Here is a 19,257-nt window from a genome sequence, read left to right on the forward strand (position 1 = left end):
AGCCTTTTGGGGGGCGTGCGCCGGTTGCGCGACGTACGGGCGCTACGCCCGGAGCGCTACCACTGGTCTACCTCCGGTACGACAGCCCGTGACCCACCGGATACAGCTCCCGCGCCGGATCGTCCGCCCGCGGCACCGGCACCGGCAGCTTCCCGCGCGGCGCCACCCGCCCCGCGATCACCCGGGCGGCGGCCCGCAGCTCGACGTCGGTCCAGGAGTATGCCGCCAAGCAGGCGCGTACGGAGGGCAGTTGGGCCACGTCGTACGGATTGCGGATCGCGACCGCCACCACCGGCTTCCCCGACGCCACCAGTTGCTCGACGAGCGTCTTCTGCGCACTGGCCGCGGTGACGTTGTACGTCCCCACCACCACCGCGTCCGCAGCACGCGCCGCCGAGACGGCCTTGGCGATCGTGGCGGCCGAGGGGTCCGCGCCCGTCGACAGGGCGGTGGCCGTGAAGCCGAGTTCGGTGAGCGCGCCCGCGAGCACCCCGGTGGGCGGCCCCGTCGTCCCGGACGGCGAGGCGGGATCGGCGCCGACGACGAGCACCTTGGGATACGTACGCCGGGACAGCGGCAACAGGCGCCCCTCGTTCACCAGCAACGTCGTCGTCCGCTCGGCGATCCGGTCGGCCGCCGCCAGGTGCGCCTCGATCCCGACGGTCTCGGTGACCCCGCGCTGACTGACGTACGGCTCCTCGAACAAACCCAGCTTCGACTTCAGCCGCAGTAACCGCAGGACCGACTCGTCGAGCCGTGCCTCGGTGAGCTCCCCGTCCTGTACGGCCTTCAGGACCGCGTGCCACGCGATGTCCAGGGACGGCGGGTTGAGGAGCTGGTCCGCACCGGCCTTGAGCGCGAGCACGGGGACGCGGTCGTCGCCGTACTTGGTGCGTACGCCCTCCATGCCCAGCGAGTCGGTCACCACGACCCCGTCGTAGCCGAGTTTCTCGCGCAGGATGCCGGTGAGGATCGGGCGGGACAGGGTGGCCGGGTCGCCGATGGGGGTCCCCCCGCTCGAGCGAAGTCGAGAGTGGGGGACATCGAGGGCCGGGACCATGATGTGCGCGGTCATGATCGAGTCGATGCCGGCGCGGATCGCGGCCCGGAAGGGCGGCGCGTCGAGCTCTTCCCACTGTGCGCGCGTGTGGTTGATGACCGGGAAGCCGTAGTGGCTGTCGACGGCGGTGTCCCCGTGCCCCGGGAAGTGCTTGGCGGTCGCGGCGACCTTGGCGCGTTGGTAGCCGGCGACCTCGGCGGCGACCAGTCCGGCCACCGCGTCCGGCTCGGAACCGAAGGACCGTACGCCGATCACCGGGTTCGCCGGGTTGACGTTCACGTCGGCGACGGGGGAGTAGTTCTGCCGGATGCCCATCGCCCGCAACTCCCGCCCCGCGACAAGACCGAGGGTGCGGGCATCGGCCCGCGAGTGGCCGGCACCGATGGCCATCGCCCCCGGGAAGAGGGCGGCGGGCTTGCCGACCCGGCAGACGATGCCGTGCTCCTGGTCGGTGGAGACCAGCACCGGCAGCCCGCGCGGCTGTTCCAGGGACGCCCTCTGTATCCCGTTCGACAGGTCCGCGAGCTGATGCGGGTCGCGGGTGTTGTGCGCCCAGGTGAAGTAGATGATCCCCCCGACCCGGTACTCGGCGATCAGCTCCGCGGCCGTGCGCACGCCGAGTTCCTCGAGGTTGGCGTCGATGTCGGCCTGGTCGGGGGCGGTGGCGGAGTGGCCGTAGACCCGCGTCACGAAGAGCTGGCCGACCTTCTCCTGCAGGGTCATACGGGAGATGAGGGTGCGGAGGTACTTGTCGTCGGGGACGGCGTACGACGTCCCGTCGACCGCCAGCGCGGCGGTGACGCCGGCGGTCGCGGCGAGGACGGTACGTCTGGAGGGGCGTGCGGTGTTTCCCGTGCTTCCGGTACTGGAGTCGCGCACGTGCGCTCCTTCCCTCATGAAGGAAACTTCCGAGGAGTCACCAATATCCGGGGAGTTTCTGCCGGTCAAGGGTGCGCACAGCAAGGCGGGAAGGGGTCGATACAGGCCAGGCGGCGTTGTTGGGGAACGAGTCGGTACCGGGCCGGCCGCAGGTCGGAGAGGGGCCGCCATCGGCGCTGTTGGAGGGGGGCGCGCCGATGGCGGCACGCTGCCGGCCGCGGTTCGGCGGAGAGGGTGGGTCAGCGTTCGCAGCCAGCAGCGAGGCCGACACCGGACCACGGTGACTCTCCGGCAGCTTGCGGGTTGGACGAGCGGGGTCGGGGCGGGGTTCCCGGTTCCCGGAAGTTGGTGCGGGCGGGCTCAGGGGGGCAGGAGGGGCAGAGGCGCCCGTCGACCTGCCCGGCACGTTGAATTCCGCCAACCTTCCAACATTCAACGGCTCTTGGCCGCATGATCTCCCCCAAAGGGACCCCGATTCCCGGCCGAGACCAGCCGAGAGAGCCGATCCCGGCCGACACCAGGAGGCAGCACGTGAGCACGAAGACCGGCCCCCAGAGATTCCCCGGCGCCAGCCGTGCCAATTGGTACCAGGACGACTATCCCGGTACGGCGATGGAGGTCGACGTCGTCGTCCTGCACACCACCGAGGGCCGCAGCCTGCCGGGCTACGGCGGCGGTTCCTCGGCGCCGAACCTGACGGCCGTGCCGGACCTCGCCGCCAAGAAGCTGAAGTGGTACCAGCACTTCGACATCGAGAGCTCGTCCAGGGCCCTCGTCAACAAGGCCCTCGGCGTCGAGACGAACACCCTGAACGTCTGCCAGGTGGAGCTGGTCGGCACCTGCGACCCCAAGACCCACACCAAGTGGAAGGCTGCCGGTCAGGCCCACATCTACTGGCCGGACGCCCCCGACTGGGCCCTGCGGGAGGTCGCGCGGTTCCTGGCGTGGATGCACGAGGAGCACGGCGTGGCGCTGTCCGGCCCGAAGGCGTGGCCGGCGTACCCCACGTCGTACGCGGACGGTGGCGACCAGCGGATGTCGTTCGCCGAGTGGAAGGGGTTCAAGGGCATCTGCGGCCACATGCACGTGCCAGAGAACGTCCACGGCGACCCCGGCGCGATCGACTTCGCCCGGGTGGTCAAGTACGCCAAGGACGATCTCGACCTCGGCGACGACACCCCGCCGCAGACCACGCCGTCGAAGCCGTCCAAGCCCACGGTGCCGGCGTTCCCCGGCCGCAAGTACTTCACAGAGGGGGCCTCGAACCAGTACGTCCTCCAGCTCGGCAAACAGCTGGTGAAGCGTGGCTTCGGCGACCACTACAAGGTGGGCCCCAGCCGGACGTGGGGCGAGGCAGACCGGCTCAACGTGCGCGACTTCCAGAAGTCCCGCAAGGAGCTGCGCGGCGACGCGGACGGCCGGCCGGGCCCGCTGACCTGGCGGCTGCTCTTCTCCTGACCGCCCGGGACCGCGGACCGTTCCAGGTCCACTCCAAGGTCCACTTCGCGGACGTTCCGGCACATGGGCCGGGGGTCGGGTCAGCATGGCCCCATGGCCGTCCGCTGACCCGGGCCCTGCGCGACCTGGGCGTGGACCTGCGCCACGAGGAGGCCGAGGGCCACCACCCGCTGACGGTGGTGGCGGCGGGCGTCGAGGGCGGCGAGGTCACGCTGGACGCGGGCCAGTCCTCGCAGTACCTGACGGCGTTGCTGCTGCTGGGCCCGCTGACGCGGACCGGTCTGCGGATCGCGGTGACGGACCTCGTCTCGGCGCCGTACGTGGAGATCACGCTCGCGATGATGCGGGAGTTCGGGGTCGAGGTGCGGCGGGAGGGGAACGTCTTCGCCGTCCCGCCGGGCGGCTACCGGGCCACGACATACGCGATCGAGCCCGACGCCTCCACCGCCAGCTACTTCTTCGCGGCGGCGGCCCTGACGGGCGGCGAGGTCACGGTCCCCGGCCTCGGCGCGGGGGCGCTCCAGGGCGACCTCGTCTTCGTCGACGTACTGCGCCGGATGGGCGCCGAGGTGACGATCGGTGCGGACGCCACGACGGTCAGGGGAACCGGCCGCCTGAACGGCCTCACGGTCGCCATGCGGGACATCTCGGACACCATGCCGACCCTGGCCGCGATCGCCCCCTTCGCCTCCGGCCCGGTACGGATCGAGGACGTGGCGAACACCCGGGTGAAGGAGTGCGACCGTCTGGAGGCCTGCGCGCAGAACCTGCGACGGCTGGGGGCGACGGTGGAGACGGGCCCGGACTGGATCGAGATCCGGCCGGGTGGAGCGGCTGACGGCCTGGTGGGTTCCGAAATCACGTCGTACGGCGACCACCGCATCGTGATGTCCTTCGCGGTGACGGGACTGCGCACGCCGGGAATCTCGTTCGACGACCCGGGCTGCGTACGCAAGACTTTCCCCGGTTTCCATGAGGAGTTCGGGGCGCTGCGCGCACGGTTGTGAGGGACGGCGAGGGTGAGCTTCAAGCTGGAGGGGCCTGTCCTGGAGGGCGCGTTGGTCCGCCTGGAACCGCTGGAGCACCAGCACGCGGCCGGGCTGGCGCAGGCGGCGGAGGAGAACCGGGACACATACGCGTTCACATGGGTCCCCCGGGCCGACGAGGTCCCCGCGTACATCGACGCACAGCTCGCCCGCGCGGCCACGGGACGACTCGCGCCGTACGTCCAGATCTCCGCGCGCACGAGCCGGGTGGTCGGCGCGACTTCCTTCTGGGAGCCCCGCTGCTGGCTGACCGACGACCAACTGGACGCCGTCGAGGTCGGCTTCACCTGGCTCGCCGCCTCCGCCCAGGGCACGGGCATCAACACCGAGGCCAAACTCCTGCTCTTCCGGCACGCCTTCGAGGAGTGGGACGTGTCCCGGGTCGACCTCAAGACGGACGCCCGCAACGACCGCTCCCGCGCGGCCATCCAGAAGGCCGGCGCCCGCTTCGAGGGCGTCCTGCGCAACTGGTCCCGCTCCTGGGCGCCGGGCGAGGACGGCCGCTTGCGCGACTCCGCGATCTTCTCGATCACGGCGGCGGAGTGGCCCCAGTGCCGGGGTCGGCTGGAGGAGCGGGTGGCGGGGTTGGCGGCGGGTGGGGGCCAAGCATCGCCTGCCGCTGGGTGAGCGCACCTACACCTGCACCGCGTGCGGAGCCGTCTCGCCCAGGGACAAGAACTCCGCCGGCGTGATGCTCGTCCGGGCTGGTCTCAACCCGGCTGATGCTGATGGCGCAAGAACTCCTGGAGCGCTGCTCCAGGAGGCTGCCTGAGCCATCCCCCTCGTTCACGAGGGGGAAGGATTCAAGCGCTGTCGTTGAGCAGCCGGGCCAGATGGTCGTGGCCCGCGCGCAGCAGGTCGGGGAGCGGGGTGGCCGCCTCGTACCAGCGCTTCTCGTACTCCCAGCACAGCCAGCCGTCCCAGCCGTGGCGGGAGAGGACGTCGACGCACTCGGTGAGCGGGAGGACGCCGGCGCCGAGGCGCAGGGGGGTGGTGTCGTCGGGGGAGGCGATGTCCTTGACCTGGACGTACCCCAGGTAGGGGGAGAGGGCTGCGTACGTCTCCGAGGGCTGTTCGCCGCCCAGCCAGGTGTGCATGACGTCCCAGAGGGCGCCGACGTGCCGATGGCCGACCCGGCCGAGGACGCGGATCGCGTCGGCGCCGGTGCGGTGCGAGTCGTGGGTTTCGAGGAGGATGCGGACGCCGAGGTCGGCGGCGTACTCGGCGGCCGTGCCGAGACGCCGGGCGGCCGTGGCGTCGGCCTCCTCCCGGCTCTGCTCGGCCGCACCGCCGGGGAACACCCGGATGAAGGGGGCGCCCAGGTCGCGGGCGAGGTCGAGCAGGCGGCGCATCTCCTCGATCACGGGGGCGTCGTCGCCCGGCGCGGCCACCCGCGCATACCCCGCGATCCCCAGCACCTCCACGCCCGCCGCCTTGAACTGGGCGGCCACGTCGGCGCGTTGGCCCAGATCGAGGCCGGGGTGGACCGGCTCCTCCGGATCCGCGCGCAGTTCGACGCCGTGGTAGCCGTACGTGGTGGCGAGCCGCAGTACTTCGGGGAGGGGCAGGCCGGGGACACCGAGGGTGGAGAACGCCAGTTTCATGGTCCCTACTGTCACTCGCCGGTCCCGGTGAGGTCCAGGCGCCAGTCCTGGCCGATCAGGTCCTTTCCGAACGAGCGGTGGGGTTTCTCGGCGACGAGGGCGAAACCGTGGCGCCGGTAGATGTGCCGGGCGGCGGAGAGGACGTCGTTGGTCCACAGGACCAGGTCGCGGTAGCCGACTCCGCGCGCGAAGTCGACCACCGCCCGGACCAGCCGGTCACCGATGCCGAGCCCCCGCGCGTCCGGCTCGACCAGCAGCAGCCGCAACCGGGCAGTGGCGGGCGCCTCGTCCCGTACGCACATCACGCAGCCCACCGGCCGCCCGTCCAGCTCGGCGATCCACACCCGCTCCAGGTGCGGATCGTGGTCCTCCGCGAAGTCGGCGACGATCCTCGCGACAAGCCCCTCGTAGTCGGCGTTCCAGCCGTACTCCGCCGCATACAGCGCGGCGTTGCGCTGCACGATCCAGCCGAGGTCGCCGGGGCCGGGCTCCCGCAGGACGACGTCCTCGCGGCGGGGCGGGCGCCCCTCGGAGAGGAGCTCCCGCACGGTCCGCATCGCCGCGGAGAGGCGGGGACGGTCGGCGGACGGGACGGTGGCGAGCAGCGCGCCGACGCTTTCGTTCGCGCGCTCGGCGAGCAGGTCGGCTCTCTCGCGTCCGCGCGCGGTCAGCGAGACGCGGCGCCGGCGAGGGTCCTGCTGGGAGGGGGCCCGCTCGATCAGCCCGTCCTGCTCGAACTTGTTCAGGATCCGGCTCAAGTACCCGGCGTCCAAGGAGAGTTCGGTGCGCAGGTCGGCCGCGTCCGTACGCGGGGAGTGCGCGAGTTCGTACAGGACGCGGGACTCGGTGAGCGTGTAGGGGGCGTAGAGGTGGCGGCTGTAGTCGAGGGCGCCGATGACGTTCGTGTAGAAGCGGTTGAAGGCGCGGATGTCCTGGACGGTCATGTCGACCCACCCCCGATGGTCCGATGGTTGACTCAGTCAGAGATATCGCTGAGTCGAGCGTAGGCCGCGGGGAGGCAACCCGTCCATGCCCTTGCGGAGCGAGCCCGCTGCGGGGGGCCGGGGACGGAGCCCCCTGAACAGGGCCCGCCCCTCGACCGACCGAGACGGGCGCCAGGGTGGGCAAAGGCCCCGGGGGTCCGGGGCAAAGGCCCCGGAGCGCCAATGCCGGTTCACCGCGCAAGCGCCGGCAAGCTCACCCCCGCGGCACCCCGGAGGACCCCCGCACCATCAGCTCCCCCCGAACCGTGGCGATGCCCCCCGGCGGCGGCTCCTCCCGCCCCATCGCGATCCGCCCCGCCCGCGCCCCCGCCTCCGCGAGCGGCAACCGAACCGTCGTCAGCGCGGGCACCGCGTCGATGCTGAAGGGGAGATCGTCGAACCCGGCCACCGACACGTCGTCCGGAATCCGCAGCCCGGACTCCCGCAGCGCCGCGCACGCCCCCAGCGCGACGGAGTCGTTCGCCGCCACCACCGCCGTCAACGACGGATCCCGACGCAGCAGCTCCAGCGTGGCCTCGTACCCGGACCGCCGGTCGTAGCGCCCGTGAACGGTCCAGCGCGGGTCCTCGTCGATGCCGTGGGCCTTCAGGGCTTCCCGGTGCCCCTCCAGCCGGTGACGGGTCGTCGTCCGTTCCTCGGGACCCGCGATGTAGCCCAGCCGCCGGTGCCCGAGCCCGATGAGGTGTTCGGTCAGCTCCCGTCCGCCCCCACGGTTGTCGAAGGTCAGCGCGATCGCCCGGGTGTCCGGCGCCGGCGGTCTGCCGCACAGCACCACGCGCGTCCCCGCGTCCGCGAGTTTGCGCAGCTTCGAGTTCATGGCCGCGGCGTGCGGCACGTTCTCCACCGCACCGCCGGTCAGCACCACGGCCGCCGCCCGCTGCCGCTGCAGCAGCGTGAGGTAGGTCAGCTCGCGCTCCGGGGAGCCCCCGGTGTTGCACACGACCGCCAGCCGCTCGCCCCCCGCGCGCCCGCCCGGTCCCCCGATCTCCGACTGGATCGCGCCGGCCATGATCCCGAAGAACGGGTCGGCGATGTCGTTCACCAGGATCCCGACCAGGTCGGACGTCGCCGCCGCGAGGGAACTCGCCGGGCCGTTGAGTACGTAGTCCAGCTCGTCCACCGCTCGCAGCACCCGCTCGCGGGTGGAGGCGGCGACGGGGTAGTTCCCGTTGAGCACGCGCGACACCGTCGCGGGGGAGACCTGGGCGCGGGCCGCCACGTCCGCCAGGGTCACCGTCATGTCGTCGTCCTCCGGTCGCGCATCTCGTCGTACCTCGTCGTACCTCGTCGTACACGGGCCTGCGGGCCCCACCGGTTCCCGCAGCCGTGAGTCGGCCACGGGTCAGCACCGGCCTGCCCTGGGTACAGGGTGAGTCAATGGTGTCGACCAGACCTTAAGGCTCCGACCCCCTGTTGTTCGCCCCCTCGAACAACTCAACCGCGTCACGGTCTTGTCTGGACCGCTGGTCAGAGGCTAGCTTCTCATCAGATAGAAAGCGCTTGCTGTAACGCTCATCAGCAGGGCGGGAATCCGACGCCCCGGCCTAGGCGTACGCGGCGCGCACAACCGCGTACGAAACGCGCGCGAACGCCGCGTACGACGCCTACGAAGGGAATGACGTGACACGCAAGACGGTGCGTATCGCCATGAACGGCGTGACCGGGCGCATGGGCTACCGCCAGCACCTGATCCGCTCCATCCTGGCCCTCCGTGAGCAGGGCGGCCTCGACCTCGGCGACGGCACCGTGCTGTGGCCGGAGCCGATCCTGGTCGGCCGCCGTGAGTACGCCCTGCGCGCGCTCGCCGAGCAGCACGGCCTGGAGCACGTCTCCACGGACCTCGACGCGGTCCTCGCCGACCCGACCGTGGACATCTACTTCGACGCCCAGGTCACCTCCGCCCGCGAGGAGGCGCTGAAGAAGGCGATCGCCGCGGGCAAGCACATCTACACCGAGAAGCCCACGGCCACCGGCCTCGAAGGCGCCCTGGAGCTGGCCCGCCTGGCCAACGCCAAGGGCATCAAGCACGGCGTCGTCCAGGACAAGCTCTTCCTCCCCGGCCTGCTCAAGCTCAAGCGCCTCATCGACGGCGGCTTCTTCGGCCGCATCCTGTCCATCCGCGGCGAGTTCGGCTACTGGGTCTTCGAGGGTGACTGGCAGGCGGCCCAGCGCCCCTCGTGGAACTACCGTGCCGAGGACGGCGGTGGCATCGTTGTCGACATGTTCCCGCACTGGGAGTACGTCCTGCACGAGCTGTTCGGCCGCGTGAAGTCCGTCCAGGCCATCGCCACCACCCACATCCCGCAGCGCTGGGACGAGAACGACAAGCCCTATGACGCCACCGCCGACGACGCCGCGTACGGCATCTTCGAGCTCGACGGCGGCGCGATCGCCCAGATCAACTCCTCGTGGGCGGTCCGCGTCAACCGCGACGAACTCGTCGAGTTCCAGGTGGACGGCACGGAGGGCTCGGCAGTGGCCGGACTCAGGAACTGCCGGGTCCAGCACAGGTCCGCCACCCCCAAGCCGGTCTGGAACCCGGACATCCCGGCCACCGAGGTCTTCCGCGACCAGTGGCAGGAAGTGCCCGACAACGCCGAGTTCGACAACGGCTTCAAGGCCCAGTGGGAGCTCTTCCTCAGGCACGTCTACGCCGACGCCCCCTACCACTGGGACCTCCTCGCCGGCGCCCGCGGCGTCCAGCTCGCCGAGCTGGGCCTGAAGTCGTCGGCCGAGGGCCGCCGTCTCGACGTGCCGGAGGTCACGCTGTGACCATCCGACTCCCCGACTTCAAGGGCGGATCGAGGACGTACGAGCCCCGCCCCGACCCCCTCGCCGTCACCTCCGGCACCGCCTTCACCTCCCGTACGGTCTTCTCCGCGGCCCACGTCGTCGCCGACCCGTACGCGGACGTGTCGCCCGACTCGCCCGCCGCCGTCGACTGGGACGCCACCCTCGCCTTCCGCCGCCACCTGTGGTCCCACGGGCTCGGCGTCGCCGAGGCCATGGACACCGCCCAGCGCGGCATGGGCCTGGACTGGGCGGGCGCGGCCGAGCTGATCCGCCGCAGCGCGGCCGAGGCCAAGGCGGTCGGCGGCCTCATCGCGTGCGGCGTCGGCACCGACCAGATCGCCGCCGGGACGCTGGAAGGGGTCCGCGCGGCCTACGAGGAGCAGCTCGCCCTCGTCGAGGAGTCCGGCGCGCAGGCGATCCTGATGGCCTCCCGCGCGCTGGCCGCGGCGGCCAAGAGCCCCGAGGACTACCTCGACATCTACGGCCACCTCCTGCGTCAGTCCACCGAGCCGGTGATCCTGCACTGGCTGGGTCCGATGTTCGACCCGGCGCTGGAGGGCTACTGGGGCTCGACGGACCTCGACGCCGCCACCGACACCTTCCTCGAGGTCATCGCCGCCCACCCCGACAAGGTCGACGGCATCAAGGTCTCCCTCCTGGACGCCCAGCGCGAGATCGACCTGCGCCGCCGGCTCCCGAAGGGCGTGCGCTGCTACACGGGCGACGACTTCAACTACCCCGAGCTGATCGCGGGCGACGAGAAGGGCTTCAGCCACGCCCTGCTCGGCATCTTCGACCCGCTGGGGCCCCTGGCGGCCGAGGCGGTACGGGTGCTGGACACCGGGAACGTGGCCGGCTTCCGCGAACTCCTCGATCCCACGGTCGAGTTGTCCCGCCACCTCTTCCAGACGCCGACCCGCTTCTACAAGACCGGCGTGGTGTTCCTGGCCTGGCTCGCGGGCCATCAGAGCCACTTCACCATGGTCGGCGGCCTCCAGTCGGCCCGCTCCCTCCCGCACTTCGCCCGCGCTTACGAACTCGCCGACGGCCTGGGCCTGTTCCCCGACCCGAAGCTGGCGGAGGAGCGCATGAAGACGCTGCTGAGCCTGTACGGAGTGACCCAGTGAGCACCGCAGATCTCTCCCGCTTCTCCATCAACCAGATGACCGTCAAGCAGCTGTCGATGCCCGAACTGGTCGACACCTGCCTGGAGCTGGGTGTACCGGGGCTGGGCCTGTGGCGCGAACCGGTCCAGTCGTACGGCGTGGAGGCGACGGCGAAACTGGTCCGCGACGCGGGCCTGAACGTCACCACCCTCTGCCGCGGCGGCTTCCTCACGGCCATCGACCCGGACGAGCGCGCGGCGGCCCTGGCGGACAACCGCCGAGCCGTCGACGAGGCCGCCACCCTCGGCACCGAGGTGCTGGTCCTGGTCTCCGGCGGCCTGCCGGCCGGCTCCAAGGACCTGCACGGCGCTCGGGAGAGGATCGCCGACGCGCTGGCCGAGCTGGGTCCGTACGCCGAATCCCACGGCGTACGGCTGGCCATCGAGCCGCTGCATCCCATGTACGCCGCCGACCGCTGCGTGGTCTCCACCCTCACCCAGGCCCTGGACCTCGCGGAACGCTTCCCGGCCCGGCAGGTCGGCGTCACGGTGGACACGTACCACATCTGGTGGGACGACACGGCCCCCGCGCAGATCGCCCGGGCCGGCGCGGGCGGCCGTATCCACACCTTCCAACTCGCCGACTGGACCACCCCGTTGCCGGAGGGCGTCCTCAACGGCCGCGGCCAGATCGGCGACGGCTCGATCGACATGCGGGAGTGGAAGGCGTACGTCGAGGCGGCCGGTTACACCGGCCCGATCGAGGTCGAGCTGTTCAACGACGCGTTGTGGGCACGGGACGGGCGCGAGGTGCTCGCGGAAACGGCGGCACGGTTCGTGGAACACGTCATCGGTTGAGCGACTGACGGCCGCCGGGTGGTGGGAGGCTCCCGGCGGCCGGATCTCGCTGGATCCCCTGTGTATAGGCTGTTCGCGTTGTGAACAGAACAGCGGAGAGCAAACACGGGGTGCGGATGCGTACGCGCAGGACGATGGCAGGAATCGCGGGGGCCGGTGTGCTCGCGATGGTGGTGACGGCGTGCGGGACGGGGTCGTCGGACTCGGGTGGTTCCGGTGACGGCGAGGGTGCCGATTCCGGCAAGGGAACGAGCAAACCCGTGGCGCTGGCGGTCGAGTCGACCGTGCGGGAAGGGACGTGGACCGGTTCGAGCGCCACGCAGCGGGTGAAGATCGCCCCCAAGCGGCTCGCACGCGGCACGGCCGCCGATCTCGAGGACGTGAACCTGGATGACGACCTCAAGGGCAGGGTCCCGTACTACCTGACCGTCGGCTACACCAACACCGGCTCGGACGCGGTGACTCAGCCGGGACCCGAGGGGAACTTCACGGTCACCCTCGCCGACGGCACGCCGGGCACGCCGGTCTCCCTGTGGAACACCAACCCGCTCGCCACGGGATCCGGTTCGGGCCTGCCGGACGACTGCGACAAGGGCGGTCCCGCCTCGGTCCCGCCGGGCGGTACCGCCACCGTCTGCCAACTGGTCATGGTGCCTGAGGGACATGAGCCCGCGACCGTCGCCTACTCCGACGAGACCGGTGGCACCCTGCTGTGGAAGGTCGGCGACGGCAAGGGTGACGACGACGGTCTGCTGGCCGCGGGCACCACCGCCGAGTCGTCCTGGAAGGACGGCACCACCAAGGGCGGTGCCGTCCCGATCCGCGTCACTCCGAAGAGCGTGCGCGCCGGAAGCCTCACCGACCTGAGCGACTACGACCTGAGCGACACGTCCAAGAACACCGTGCCGTGGTACGTGTCGATCGACTACCGCAACGCCGGCAAGGAGAAGCTGCTCCCGGTCATGGACGACGGCGTGGGCCTGCGCAGCGCCGGCGGCCGCGACGTGCGGCCCCTGCCCCTGCTCGACCTGTCCTTCTCCGCTTCCGGGGAGGGAGAGGGCATCGACCAGTGCCGCGGCAGCGTCCCGAACACCCGCCTGCAGCCGGGCTCCACGCTGACCCTGTGCGGCATCTACCTGCTCCCGAAGGGCGACCGCCCGTCGATGGTGTCGTTCCAGGGAGAGGGCACGGGAGTGAAGCCGCTCAGGTGGCGGGCGGGCTAGCGGAAAAAAATCTTCAGGACGCGTACAACCCTTCCCCCACCTGGCGGGTCGTATGTGGTGTCAGGGCTTCTCGGAGGGGGATCCGGGGGGATCGCGGGGGACCTGATGCGGAGGGGAAATCCCGAGGGGGCGCGGTCACTGACCGGGCCCCCTCGAAGTTTGTCCATGGCCGACGGCTCAGAAGGACCGACGGCTCAGAAGAAGACCCCGCACCGCAGCAGCACGTTCGCGTACGGCCGTGCCTCCCCGGTCCGTACGACCAGACGCGCGTCCCCCGACAGCTCCTTGAGCTTCTCGTGCGCGACCAGGGCCAGCTCCGGGAAGTGACCGTCCAGCAGCCCCGAAGCCGCCGGATTCGCCTTGCGTACCTCCGTCGCCGCCGTCGCGCCCTCCACCACCAGCTCGGCCAGCAGTCCCTCCAGTACCTCGGCGAAGGACGGCACCCCGGCGCGGAAGGCGAGGTCGACGACACGAGGGCCGTCGGGTATCGGCATGCCGGCGTCGCACACCAGCACGCCGTCCCCGTGGCCCAGCTCGGCGAGGGCCCCGGAGAGATGGCGGTTGAGGATTCCGGCCTTCTTCACAGCGAGGCCACTTCCGCCGCCGTCGGGAACGACTCCTGCGCGCCCCGTTTCGTCACCGCCGCCGCCCCGACCCGGGACGCGTACGCCGCCGCCTCCGCGAGCGAGGCGCCCGCGCCCAGCCGCCACGCCAGCGCCGCGGTGAAGGCGTCTCCCGCGCCGGTCGTGTCCACGGCGGACACCTTCACGGAAGGGACCCGGGTCACCCCCTCCGCGGACGCCACCAGCGCACCCTGCGCACCCAGCGTCACCACCACCGACCGCGGCCCCTTCGCGAGCAGGATCCGCGCCCAGTCCTCGGGCTGCTCGCCGACACGGGTGTCCCCGAGGATCACCTTCGCCTCGTGCTCGTTGACGATCAGCGGGTCACAGGCCGCCAGCAGCTCCGCGGGGAGCGGACGCGGTGGCGACGGGTTGAGGACGAAGCGGCTGTCCGGCGTGAGATTGCGTACGACCTCCACGACCGTCTCCAGCGGGATCTCCAGCTGCGTCGACACCACGCGGGAGGCGTGGAAGAGGCTCCCGGCCGCCCGGACGTCCCCCGGTGTCAGCCTGCCGTTCGCGCCCGGCGAGACCACGATGCTGTTGTCGCCGGACGGGTCCACCGTGATCAGCGCGACACCGGTCGGCGCACCGCCCACCAGGACGCCCACCGTGTCGACGCCGGCCGCCCGCTGCGAGTCGAGCAGCAGCCGACCGTGCGCGTCGTCGCCGACCCGGGCCAGCAGGGCCGTACGGGCGCCGAGGCGGGCGGCGGCGACCGCCTGGTTCGCGCCCTTGCCGCCGGGGTGGACGGCCAGGTCGGAGCCGAGGACCGTCTCTCCGGGCCCGGGCCGTCGTTCGACGCCGATCACCAGGTCGGCGTTGGCCGACCCTACGACCAGGAGGTCGTAGTCGTACATGAATGGACTCCCCTTGTGAGTGACCCGGGGCGGGCGGCCCGGTGGCCGCCCGCCCGCTCGTCGATGTCAGCCGCTGAAGCCGGCCACGTTCTCCTTCGTGACCACCTTCACCGGCACCTTCACCGTCTCCTCGACCTTCTTGCCCTCCAGCCCCTTCAGCGCGTTGTCCACGGCGATCCTGCCCAACTGGGTCGGCTGCTGCGCCACGGACGCGTACAGCGTGCCCGCCGCGACCGCCTCGAGGCCGTCCGGGGTGCCGTCGAAGCCGACGACCTGGACGGACGTGCCGGCCTTGGAGCCCAGCGCCTTGATCGCGCCGAGGGCCATCTCGTCGTTGGCGGCGATGACGCCCTGGACGTCCGGGTGGGCCTGGAGCAGGTTCGACATCACGTCGAGGCCCTTGGTGCGGTCGAAGTCGGCCGGCTGCTGGGCCACCACCTGGATGCCCGGATAGGCCTCGAGGCCCCTGGCGAAGCCCTCGGCGCGCTCCCGGGCGGCGGAGGTGCCCGCCTGGCCCTGCAGGATCACGATCTTGCCCTTGCCGCCCAGCTTCTCGGCGACCGTCTTCGCCGCGAGCTCACCGCCGGCGACGTTGTCGGAGGCGACCAGCGCGTCCACCGTGGCCTTGTTGACGCCCCGGTCGACCGCGATGACCGGGATCTTCGCCTTGTCGGCGGCCTCCACCGAGTTGCTCGCCGCGTCCGAGTCCACCGGGTTGACGATGATCGCGTCGAGGCTCGAACTGGTGAAGTTCTGCAGCTGGTTGGCCTGCTGGGAGGCGTCGTTCTGCGCGTCCGTGACGGTCAGGTCCACGCCCAGCTTCTTCGCCTCGGCCTGGGCGCCCGCCCGGATCTGTACGAAGAACGGGTTGTTGAGGGTGGACAGCGACAGGCCCATCTTCGGGGTCGAGGACGACGAGTTGCCGCTGTGCAGGAACGAGGTCGCGCCGACGATCGCCACGGTGACCACCGCGGCCAGCGCGTACGTCGTCGCCTGCTTGCCCCCGCCTCCGCCGGACGCGCCCGCGGCCACCGGGGTCGCCCCGGCCTTGCGGCGCAGGGTGTCGAGCAGCACCGCCAGCGCGATCACCACACCGATGACGACCTGCTGCCAGAAGGCGGACACCGAAAGCAGGTTGAGCCCGTTCCGCAGCACCGCCAGGATCAGCGCACCGATCAGCGTCCCGGACGCCTTGCCCGTACCGCCCGCGAGCGAGGCGCCGCCGATGACGACCGCGGCGATCGCGTCCAGCTCGTAGCCGTCCGCGGCCTGCGGCTGTGCGGAGGACAGCCGGGAGGCGAGCACGATGCCCGCGGCGGCGGCGAAGACCCCGGACAGGGCGTAGATGGCGAGCTTCTGCTTCTTCACGCGCAGGCCGGACAGCCGGGCGGCCTCCTCGTTGCCGCCGATCGCGTACATGGAGCGGCCGATGTACGTCCGGCCGAGCACGAAGGCGGCGATCAGCCCCATCACGATCATCACGAGCACCGGCACCGGCAGCCGGCCGCCGAGTGTGTCCCCGAGATGGGAAACGGACGCGGGGAAGGCGATCGGCGAGCCCTCGGAGATCACCAGCGACAACCCGCGGGCCACCGACAGCATGGCCAGCGTCGCGATGAACGGCGGCAGCTTGCCGTAGGCGATGAGGAAGCCGTTGACCAGGCCGGCCGCGATGCCGGTGGCGACCGCCAGCACGACCGCTACGACGACCGGGACGCCGTGCGATGTGGCGCTCCAGGCAAGAACGGTGGCCGACAGTGCCGCCACCGAGCCCACCGACAGGTCGATGCCCGCCGAGACGATCACGAAGGTGACGCCGAAGGCGAGGATGGCGGTCACAGCCGCCTGGACACCGACATTGAGCAGGTTGTCCGTGGTCAGGAAGTCGCCCGACAGCGCCGACATGGCGACGACGAGGACGATCAGCGCGGTGAGCGCGCCGTTGTCGAGGAGCAGACGGCGGACCGCCGCGGCGCCACCGGCGCCCGTTGTGCTTTTGAGCGTGTCAGCGGCCACGGCCGGCCTCCAGTTCACTTGTGGATGTGCTTACGGCGAGTGCCATCACCGCGTCCTGCGTGGCCTCGTCGGCGGACAGCTCGCCCGCGATCCGGCCCTGGGCCATCACCAGCACCCGGTCGCTCATGCCGAGCACCTCGGGCAGATCGCTGGAGATCATCAGGACGGCGGCACCGGCGGCCGTCAGTTCGTTGATCAGCTGGTAGATCTCGACCTTGGCGCCGACGTCGATGCCGCGCGTCGGCTCGTCGAGGATCAGCACCTTGGTGTCGGCGAGGAGCCACTTGCCGATGACGACCTTCTGCTGGTTGCCGCCGGACAGGGTCCGGACGTGCTGGCCGAGGCCCGCCATCCGCACGCCGAGCTGCTCGGCGATCCGCGCGGCCGACGCGTGCTGCCCCTTGAGGTCGACGAGCCCCGCGCGGGTCGCGGCGCGCATGGTCACCAGCCCGAGGTTCTCCTCGACGGACGCGTCCAGCACCAGGCCCTGGCCCTTGCGGTCCTCGGGAATCAGCCCGATGCCGGCGCCCATCGCCGCGTTGACGTCGTACTTGGGGACCGAGGCACCGGAGACCTTCACAGCACCCTTGTCGTACGGGTCCGCCCCGAACACGGCCCGCACGACCTCCGTACGGCCGGCCCCGACCAGCCCCGCGATACCGACGACCTCGCCGGCGCGCACCTCGAAGGTGACGTCGTGGAAGACACCGTCCCGGGTCAGCCCCTCGACCGTGAGCAACGCACCTCCCGTGTCGGTCCGTTCGCGCGGGTACTGCTGCTCGATCGAGCGCCCCACCAGGAGGCGTACGAGCTCGTCCTGGGGCGTGTCGGCGGGGACCTGCCCGACGCTACGGCCGTCACGGATGACCGTCACCCGGTCTCCCAGGGCGGCGATCTCCTCCAGGTGGTGCGTGATGAAGACGATCCCGACGCCGTCCTCGCGCAGCGTGCGCACGATGGAGAAGAGCTTCTCGACCTCCTCGGAGGTGAGTACGGCGGTCGGCTCATCCATGATCAGCACGCGCGCGTCCAGGCTCAGCGCCTTCGCGATCTCGACCATCTGGAGGCGAGCGATACCGAGTTCACGCACCCGCGCGCGGGGGGGCACGTTCACGCCGACCCGTTCCAGGAGGAGGGTGGCATCCGCCTCCATCCTCTTCCGGTCGATCATCCCCAGGCGGCGCGGCTGCCGCCCCAGGAAGATGTTCTCGGCGACCGTCAGATCGGGAACGAGGTTGAACTCCTGGTAGATCGTGGCGATCCCGAGACGCTCGGAGTCCTGCGCACCATGGATGCGCACCTCCTCGCCGCCGGCCAGGATCCGCCCGCCATCGGGCGTGTAGGCGCCGGAGAGCATCTTGATGAGGGTGCTCTTGCCCGCGCCGTTCTCACCGAGGAGTACGTGCACCTCGCCCCGGCGCAGGTCGAAGTCGACGCCGTCGAGCGCGACCACGCCGGGAAAGGTCTTCCTTATGCCCTCGATGCGCAGCAACTCGTCCTGGTTGCTCACGACTGGCTCCTTCTTACGGGGGACCGCACAGCGGGGGACTGTGCGGGGGGCGGCTGTGGGGAAGCCGGTGCCTCAGGGGAAGTCGGCGGCACCGGGGAAGTCGGCGGCACCGGGGAAGCCGGTTCGCCGCACGAGCGGCGTACGACGAGACGGGCGGGGAGCGTGACGGACCGCGGCGTCCGCCCCTCGATGCGGTCGACCAGCGCGCGCACCGCGGCCCGCCCCAACTCGCCCGTGGGCTGGGCGATCGCGGTGATCGGCGGATCGGTGTGCACGAACCACGGGATGTCGTCGAACGCGGCCAGCGCGATGTCCTCGGGAACCCGCAGCCCGCGCGCGCGGATCGCGTCCAGCGCGCCCAGGGCCATCAGGTTGTCCGTCGCGAAGACGACCTCGGGCGGCTCCGGAAGGTCGAGGAAGCCCTCGGTGACCCGCCGCCCGCTGTCGGCCTGGAAGTCGCCCTGGCCGATGTAGACGTCGGGGAGATCGAGGCCGTACGCGTTGAGCGCCACCCTGAAGGCCGTCACACGCTCCTGGCCGGTCGTGGTCGCCGCCGGGCCCGCGATGATCGCGAGCCGCCGGTGACCGAGGCCGTGCAGATGGGCGACGAGGTCGCGCACGGCCTCCAGTCCGTCCGCCCGGACGACTGGCACCTCCACGCCCGGAATCCACCGGTCCACGAAGACCATCGGCGTCCCTGCGCGCGCGGCGTCGAGCATCAGCGGCGAGCCGCCGTCGGTGGGGGAGACGAGGAGGCCGTCGATACGGCGGTCCAGCAGGTTGCGTACGTGGTGGTCCTGGAGGTCCGGCCGCTCGTCGGCGTTGCCGATGATGACGCTGTAGCCCAGCGCGCGGGCCTCCTCCTCCACGGAGCGGGCCAGCTCGGTGAAGTACGGGTTCATCACGTCGCTGATCACCAGGCCGAGGGTGTGGGTCTGGTCGGTGCGCAGGGAACGGGCGACGGCGTTCCGGCGGTAGCCCAGCACCTCGACGGCGGCCTGCACGCGTGCGCGTGCCTCCGCGCTGACCGACGGATGGTCGTTCAGGACACGCGAGACCGTGGCGACCGAAACGCCCGCCTCGGCAGCGACGTCCTTGATGCTCGCCATCGCCGCTCCACCTCCTTGTGGAACTCGCTCATGGAACTCGTCCGGAGCCCATGGAATCGATTACATCCGTGTGTAGAGAGGATTGGAATCGATTACACGCGAGTAAACA

15 protein-coding genes and 2 pseudogenes are annotated in these 19,257 nt (G+C 71.2%); 8 read left to right on the plus strand and 9 right to left on the minus strand.

Annotated features, from left to right (window positions below; all coding sequences use genetic code 11):
• Positions 1-67 precede the first annotated feature (67 nt).
• Entirely contained in the window at positions 68-1,957 is a 1,890-nt protein-coding gene (locus ACFYO2_RS19225; protein WP_388350093.1) for a glycoside hydrolase family 3 protein, read from the minus strand.
• Positions 1,958-2,470: 513 nt separating this feature from the next.
• On the opposite strand from ACFYO2_RS19225, the gene ACFYO2_RS19230 reads away from it, so the two are divergent.
• The 4 genes and pseudogenes from ACFYO2_RS19230 to ACFYO2_RS19245 all read left to right on the plus strand — a co-directional run.
• Positions 2,471-3,397, plus strand: a complete 927-nt coding sequence (locus tag ACFYO2_RS19230) for a peptidoglycan-binding protein (protein WP_388350095.1) — start codon at positions 2,471-2,473, stop codon at positions 3,395-3,397.
• Positions 3,398-3,498: 101 nt separating this feature from the next.
• Positions 3,499-4,404, plus strand: a pseudogene (aroA, locus tag ACFYO2_RS19235) (3-phosphoshikimate 1-carboxyvinyltransferase); the annotation flags it as partial.
• Positions 4,405-4,416: 12 nt separating this feature from the next.
• Positions 4,417-5,070: a GNAT family N-acetyltransferase gene (locus tag ACFYO2_RS19240; RefSeq protein ID WP_388350097.1), complete on the plus strand. Its 654-nt coding sequence runs from the start codon at positions 4,417-4,419 to the stop codon at positions 5,068-5,070.
• Positions 5,048-5,215, plus strand: a pseudogene (locus ACFYO2_RS19245) (RNA-guided endonuclease TnpB family protein); the annotation flags it as partial. The gene ACFYO2_RS19240 and the pseudogene ACFYO2_RS19245, both read left to right, overlap by 23 nt.
• 31 nt (positions 5,216-5,246) lie before the next feature.
• On the opposite strand, the gene ACFYO2_RS19250 reads toward ACFYO2_RS19245, so the two are convergent.
• From ACFYO2_RS19250 to ACFYO2_RS19260, 3 genes are all read right to left on the minus strand, one after another.
• Entirely contained in the window at positions 5,247-6,047 is an 801-nt protein-coding gene (locus ACFYO2_RS19250; protein ID WP_388350099.1) for a sugar phosphate isomerase/epimerase family protein, read from the minus strand.
• Positions 6,048-6,058: 11 nt separating this feature from the next.
• Positions 6,059-6,991, minus strand: a complete 933-nt coding sequence (locus ACFYO2_RS19255; RefSeq protein ID WP_388350100.1) for a GNAT family N-acetyltransferase — start codon at positions 6,989-6,991, stop codon at positions 6,059-6,061.
• 253 nt (positions 6,992-7,244) lie between these two features.
• Positions 7,245-8,291 (minus strand): LacI family DNA-binding transcriptional regulator, encoded by a 1,047-nt coding sequence (locus tag ACFYO2_RS19260; RefSeq protein ID WP_388350102.1) that lies wholly within the window; start codon positions 8,289-8,291, stop codon positions 7,245-7,247.
• Between the two features lie 380 nt (positions 8,292-8,671).
• Here ACFYO2_RS19260 and ACFYO2_RS19265 point away from each other — a divergent pair, with 380 nt between their 5' ends.
• The 4 genes from ACFYO2_RS19265 (at position 8,672) to ACFYO2_RS19280 (ending at position 13,030) form a co-directional block, all read left to right on the plus strand.
• Positions 8,672-9,823: a Gfo/Idh/MocA family protein gene (locus ACFYO2_RS19265; RefSeq protein WP_388350104.1), complete on the plus strand. Its 1,152-nt coding sequence runs from the start codon at positions 8,672-8,674 to the stop codon at positions 9,821-9,823.
• Positions 9,820-10,971 carry a dihydrodipicolinate synthase family protein gene (locus ACFYO2_RS19270; RefSeq protein ID WP_388350106.1) on the plus strand — a complete coding sequence of 384 codons (1,152 nt, stop codon included), beginning with the start codon at positions 9,820-9,822 and terminating at the stop codon, positions 10,969-10,971. Before ACFYO2_RS19265 ends, ACFYO2_RS19270 begins: the two co-directional genes overlap by 4 nt.
• Positions 10,972-11,006: 35 nt before the next feature.
• Complete coding sequence (locus ACFYO2_RS19275; RefSeq protein WP_388350403.1) at positions 11,007-11,807, plus strand: sugar phosphate isomerase/epimerase family protein; 801 nt, start codon at positions 11,007-11,009, stop codon at positions 11,805-11,807.
• A 134-nt stretch (positions 11,808-11,941) separates the two neighbouring features.
• Positions 11,942-13,030 carry a hypothetical protein gene (locus ACFYO2_RS19280; RefSeq protein WP_388350108.1) on the plus strand — a complete coding sequence of 363 codons (1,089 nt, stop codon included), beginning with the start codon at positions 11,942-11,944 and terminating at the stop codon, positions 13,028-13,030.
• Between the two features lie 194 nt (positions 13,031-13,224).
• Here ACFYO2_RS19280 and rbsD read toward each other — a convergent pair whose 3' ends face one another.
• The 5 genes from rbsD to ACFYO2_RS19305 form a co-directional block, all read right to left on the minus strand.
• A complete protein-coding gene (rbsD, locus tag ACFYO2_RS19285) occupies positions 13,225-13,614 on the minus strand; it encodes a D-ribose pyranase (protein WP_388350110.1) in 390 nt (129 codons plus the stop codon).
• A complete protein-coding gene (locus ACFYO2_RS19290) occupies positions 13,611-14,513 on the minus strand; it encodes a ribokinase (protein ID WP_388350112.1) in 903 nt (300 codons plus the stop codon). The genes rbsD and ACFYO2_RS19290 overlap by 4 nt, the downstream gene beginning before the upstream one ends.
• Before the next feature lie 66 nt (positions 14,514-14,579).
• Entirely contained in the window at positions 14,580-16,529 is a 1,950-nt protein-coding gene (locus tag ACFYO2_RS19295) for a substrate-binding domain-containing protein (protein ID WP_388350114.1), read from the minus strand.
• Positions 16,519-18,039 carry a sugar ABC transporter ATP-binding protein gene (locus ACFYO2_RS19300; protein ID WP_388350116.1) on the minus strand — a complete coding sequence of 507 codons (1,521 nt, stop codon included), beginning with the start codon at positions 18,037-18,039 and terminating at the stop codon, positions 16,519-16,521. The genes ACFYO2_RS19295 and ACFYO2_RS19300 overlap by 11 nt, the downstream gene beginning before the upstream one ends.
• Positions 18,036-19,148, minus strand: coding sequence for a LacI family DNA-binding transcriptional regulator (locus ACFYO2_RS19305; protein ID WP_388350117.1), 1,113 nt, complete (start codon positions 19,146-19,148; stop codon positions 18,036-18,038). Before ACFYO2_RS19305 ends, ACFYO2_RS19300 begins: the two co-directional genes overlap by 4 nt.
• Positions 19,149-19,257: the final 109 nt, after the last annotated feature.

This window comes from Streptomyces sp. NPDC006602, from assembly GCF_042870385.1.
Lineage (GTDB): Bacteria > Actinomycetota > Actinomycetes > Streptomycetales > Streptomycetaceae > Streptomyces.

Coding starts and splice junctions, on each gene's coding strand:
- ACFYO2_RS19255 (WP_388350100.1), bottom strand. CDS start 6,991: ATGACCGTCCAGGACATCCGCGCCTTCAACCGCTTCTACACGAACGTC.
- ACFYO2_RS19275 (WP_388350403.1), top strand. CDS start 11,007: ATGACCGTCAAGCAGCTGTCGATGCCCGAACTGGTCGACACCTGCCTG.
- ACFYO2_RS19280 (WP_388350108.1), top strand. CDS start 11,942: ATGGCAGGAATCGCGGGGGCCGGTGTGCTCGCGATGGTGGTGACGGCG.
- ACFYO2_RS19290 (WP_388350112.1), bottom strand. CDS start 14,513: ATGTACGACTACGACCTCCTGGTCGTAGGGTCGGCCAACGCCGACCTG.
- ACFYO2_RS19250 (WP_388350099.1), bottom strand. CDS start 6,047: ATGAAACTGGCGTTCTCCACCCTCGGTGTCCCCGGCCTGCCCCTCCCC.
- ACFYO2_RS19225 (WP_388350093.1), bottom strand. CDS start 1,957: ATGAGGGAAGGAGCGCACGTGCGCGACTCCAGTACCGGAAGCACGGGA.
- ACFYO2_RS19305 (WP_388350117.1), bottom strand. CDS start 19,148: ATGGCGAGCATCAAGGACGTCGCTGCCGAGGCGGGCGTTTCGGTCGCC.
- ACFYO2_RS19260 (WP_388350102.1), bottom strand. CDS start 8,291: ATGACGGTGACCCTGGCGGACGTGGCGGCCCGCGCCCAGGTCTCCCCC.